General features: G+C 69.5%; 5 protein-coding genes. 2 read left to right on the top strand and 3 right to left on the bottom strand.

The genetic code is table 11. From position 1 onward, the window contains the following. Window positions 1–54 precede the first annotated feature (54 nt). Together ACRDSQ_RS02510 and ACRDSQ_RS02505 are read left to right on the top strand one after the other, a co-directional pair. Window positions 55–489 carry a hypothetical protein gene (locus ACRDSQ_RS02510; protein ID WP_431418381.1) on the top strand — a complete coding sequence of 145 codons (435 nt, stop codon included), beginning with the start codon at window positions 55–57 and terminating at the stop codon, window positions 487–489. After that, entirely contained in the window at window positions 486–881 is a 396-nt protein-coding gene (locus ACRDSQ_RS02505) for a hypothetical protein (protein ID WP_431418379.1), read from the top strand. The genes ACRDSQ_RS02510 and ACRDSQ_RS02505 overlap by 4 nt, the downstream gene beginning before the upstream one ends. A gap of 179 nt (window positions 882–1,060) precedes the next feature. Here the strand turns inward: ACRDSQ_RS02505 and alc are convergent, their stop codons facing one another. From alc to ACRDSQ_RS02490, 3 genes are all read right to left on the bottom strand, one after another. Continuing rightward, window positions 1,061–2,041, bottom strand: a complete 981-nt coding sequence (gene alc / locus ACRDSQ_RS02500) for an allantoicase (protein WP_431418377.1) — start codon at window positions 2,039–2,041, stop codon at window positions 1,061–1,063. After that, window positions 2,038–3,372 (bottom strand): allantoinase AllB, encoded by a 1,335-nt coding sequence (gene allB / locus ACRDSQ_RS02495; protein ID WP_431418376.1) that lies wholly within the window; start codon window positions 3,370–3,372, stop codon window positions 2,038–2,040. Before allB ends, alc begins: the two co-directional genes overlap by 4 nt. Next, a partial coding sequence (locus tag ACRDSQ_RS02490; RefSeq protein ID WP_431418374.1) for a glycerate kinase occupies window positions 3,369–3,781 on the bottom strand: 413 nt, incomplete at its 5' end. The genes ACRDSQ_RS02490 and allB, both read right to left, overlap by 4 nt.

Genomic DNA, 3,781 nt, shown 5'->3' with positions numbered 1-3,781 from the left:
CTCCCGGACAACGGGCGGTTGTGAAGAACGCCGATGCTTCCCCCATCTCCGGCAATGATCGCCACCATCGCCCCGTGTCACACAAAGATCAACCAACCGTGTCACCGCGAAAAGTGCGAAACCTCAGCTGGCTACATCCCCTCGTTTATCGCCGGGTTCGCTGAGGTCGACATCGTCGGCACCTGCGACAAACTCGACGACCCCGCCGCCCCTGTATGGACCAAGGTCCACCTGAGGAACGTCGAAGCCTTCGGCGGCGGCACCCTGGCCTACGACCCCGACACCGACCAGGTCCTCCCGCACATCCACGTCGCCGTCGGTCTCAAAGAACAGGCCGCCGCCGGCTACACCAGCCACCTGCTGCGCGCCGAAGTCCTGTTCCTCACCGAGATGCTCGTCATCGAGGTCACCGACCCGGTCATGCGCCGCGATCGCCAGCCCGACCTCTACGACGTCCCCCTCCTGCGGTTTCATCGAGACACCCCATGACCTGGCCCTACGGGGTGCTGCAGCAGGCGGGACCGGCGCAGTTCGAGTGCCTGATCCACTTCACCGGGCGGCCGTCCGGCCGCCCCGCGACCGAGTTCGCGCCACAGGCGATCACCGACCTCACCGCCCAGCAGAAGGTCGGCTCCATTCTTTGGGACGGGGTCGTGTGGGGCTTCCCGCCGTTCGGGGCGGACATCCACCATCCGATGGTCTGTCTGTCCGAGAGCCCGCCCGAGCACCTTTTGTGGCTGCTCGACGAGCGTCATCGGCAGCCGTGGGGCCTGCTGATGTGGCGGCAGAAGGTGTACGACCTCGAGGCGTTTCCGCCACTGTGGAACACCGTCGGCAAGGTGTACCTGGATCCCGAGACACGCACTCTCAAGCAGCTCTGACCAGCGGCGGTCTAGTCGATAGAAGCCGCCGACGGCCGTAGCACGCCAGAAATGAGACAGATGACCGCGTGTCCGAGGAACGCTCCCGGTTCGCTGGGCGGTCCCTGAGCAGGACACGAACCCCATCGTGAAGGAACGGGCCTCGCATCCTCGCAGTCGACAATCGACCCCGTTGACTGCTAGCGCTGGGAGTCGTTGTGGCGGTGGATCATTCGGGCTTGCCCTTCCGCGGTGAGGGACCCGTAGATCCGGAGCCTGCCGAATCCGCCATCGGGGTAGGTGTCGACTCGAATGTCCCGCACCGGCGTGGGCACGTCGACCATGAACAGGTGTCGGGTGTCGGGCTGCAGGCGGGTGCGCGGGATAAGTTCCACCTCGCCACTGCTGAGCCGGAACCACCCGGGGGCATTGCCGACGAAGTGGGTGGTGTCGATCTCGACCTGCCGCACCACGCCTTCCTCGGCCAGCCGCACCTCCACCCACTCGTTGCCGTCGTCGCGGCGCCGTGCGGTTTCCCAGCCCTCGCCCATGGTTCGGGCCTTGCCGGGCAACAGCAGGTTCGCCGGGCCGCCGAAGAACATGTTGGAGCAGCCCGTGATCACCCCGCCGTTCTCCATCGCGGCCAGGTCCAGGGGGACACCGTCGAACAGTGCCGGGTCGGGGACGACCTCCCCGTGTACGCGCAGTCGGGCGACGCCGCCGTCGGGGAAGATGTTGAGGCGGACGTGGGTGAAGCGCTTGGTCGAGTCGACCGCGAAGAGGTTGCGGGTGTCGCCCTTGAGGGCCGACTTCGGGACCAACTCCACCCAGTCGGCGTCGGCGAGTTCCTCGGGGCTCGGGTAGCCGGTGACCGCGGCGCCCTCGACCGTGCAGTGTTCCGGGTAGTTCCCGACGAACCACGCCGTGTCCACCACGACTCCGTGGACGATGCCGGGCACCCCGAGCCGCACGATCGCCCAGTCATGCCCGGGTGAGCGCCTGCGGCGGGTCTCCCAACCGTCGTAGATCTGTCCTTTGTGGCCGAACGTGTGCGGCTGGTAGACGGCCGCGGTGGGGCGGATGAGGTTTTCCCGTTCGGCGAACAGCTCGTCGTTGGCGGCGACCACGCCGCCGCCCAGGGAACGCACGGCCAGGTCTGGCAGGTCGGTGAAGTCGGTCATGACTCTCCTCGGGATATCAGCCGGCCGTGCGGCCGTTCGGCGATGCGCGTGCCGCGCAGCCAGGTGTCGCGGACGACACCGGTCAACGTGCGGCCCGCGTACGGGGTGATGGGGTTCTTGTGGTGCAGGTTCGCCGGGTCGACCACGAACTCCGCGTCCGGGGCGAACACGCAGAAGTCGGCGTCGGCGCCCACCGCGATGCGGCCCTTGCCGCTCAGCCCGGCCAACTCCGCGGGGCGCCCGGCCATCCACTCGACGACGTCGGCCAGGGTGTGGCCGCGTTCGCGGGCGCCGGACCAGATGGCGGGCAGGCCCAGCTGGATCGAGGAGATCCCGCCCCAGGCGACCGAGAAGTCACCCAGGTCGAGGCGTTTCAGCTCCGGGGTGCAGGGGGAGTGGTCGGACACGACACAGTCGATGACACCGTCGGCCAACGCCTGCCACAGCTGCTCGCGGTTGTCGGCTTCCCGGATGGGTGGGCAGCACTTGAACTGGGTGGCGCCGTCGCCGATCTCCTCGGCGGTGAAGCTCAGGTAGTGCGGGCAGGTCTCCACGGTGAGCCGGACACCTTCGCCGCGCGCGGCCGCGATCATCGGCAGGGCGTCGGCGCTGGACAAGTGCAGGATGTGCGCGCGGCACCCGGTGCGCCGGGCCAGTTCGATGACCTGCGCGATGGCCACGTCCTCGGCGAGGCGGGGCCGTGAGCGCAGGAAGTCCGCGTAGGCGGCGCCGGGTTCATGTGGGGCGTGGTCGATGGTGTCGGCGTCCTCGGCGTGCACGATCAGCAGCCCGTCGAACGCGGCCACCTCGCGCATGGCCTCGTCGAGTTCGGCGGCGGTGAGGTGCGGGAACTCGTCGACACCGGAGTGCAGCAGGAAGCACTTGAAGCCGAACACCCCGGCGTCGTGCAGCGGTCGCAAAGCCGGCACGTTGCCGGGGACGGCGCCGCCCCAGAAGCCGGTGTCGACCCACACCTGCCCGTCGGCGGTCTTGCGTTTCACCCGCAGCGCGTCGACGTCGACCGTGGGGGGAATGCTGTTGAGCGGCATGTCGATGATCGTCGTGACCCCACCGGCCGCGGCGGCGCGGGTGGCGGTGGCGAAGCCCTCCCATTCGGTGCGGCCCGGTTCGTTGACGTGCACGTGGGTGTCGACCAGCCCGGGGAGCAGCACCTCGTCGTCGGCCAGGTCGACGACCTGACCAGCCCGCACGGGAGCGTCGAACGGTTCGATGGCGGCGATGCGCCCGCTGCGGACACCCACCCAGCCTGCTTGCTCACCGGACGCGGTGAGCACCCGCCGGGCCCGCAGCACCAGGTCGAAGTCGGTCATGGAGAAACCTCCAAGTGGGTGGCGACGCGGTCGGCGGCGAGCCGTTCGAGCAGTGGGCCCGCCTGCGCCATGCAGCGGGCCGGGTCGGGTTCCAGGTCGGTCAGGGCGTACGCCCCAGCAAACCCCGCCGCCGTCAACTCCGCACGGGCCAACTGGATCCGACCCGCCACGGCGACCACCGGCACCCCGGCCGCTCTCGCGGCCGCGGCGACCCCGGCGGGTGCCTTGCCACGCAGGGTCTGCTCATCGAGCGAGCCCTCCCCGGTGACCACCAATCGGGCCTCGGTCAGGTGTTTGCCGAACCCCAGCACATCGAGCAGGTAGGCGATCCCCGGCCGCAGCGTCGCGCCGACCGCCAACGCGGCGAACCCGACACCACCGGCGGCGCCCGCACCGGGCAGGTCCGCGG

It is taken from the genome of Actinokineospora sp., assembly GCF_050699995.1.
GTDB lineage: Bacteria > Actinomycetota > Actinomycetes > Mycobacteriales > Pseudonocardiaceae > Actinokineospora.
This window is presented reverse-complemented; position numbering and strand designations above follow the sequence as displayed.

What these genes read in the sequence shown, in the direction of transcription:
- ACRDSQ_RS02510 (WP_431418381.1), top strand. Translation starts at nt 55, where the DNA reads ATGATCGCCACCATCGCCCCGTGTCACACAAAGATCAACCAACCGTGT.
- ACRDSQ_RS02505 (WP_431418379.1), top strand. Translation starts at nt 486, where the DNA reads ATGACCTGGCCCTACGGGGTGCTGCAGCAGGCGGGACCGGCGCAGTTC.
- alc (WP_431418377.1), bottom strand. Translation starts at nt 2,041, where the DNA reads ATGACCGACTTCACCGACCTGCCAGACCTGGCCGTGCGTTCCCTGGGC.
- allB (WP_431418376.1), bottom strand. Translation starts at nt 3,372, where the DNA reads ATGACCGACTTCGACCTGGTGCTGCGGGCCCGGCGGGTGCTCACCGCG.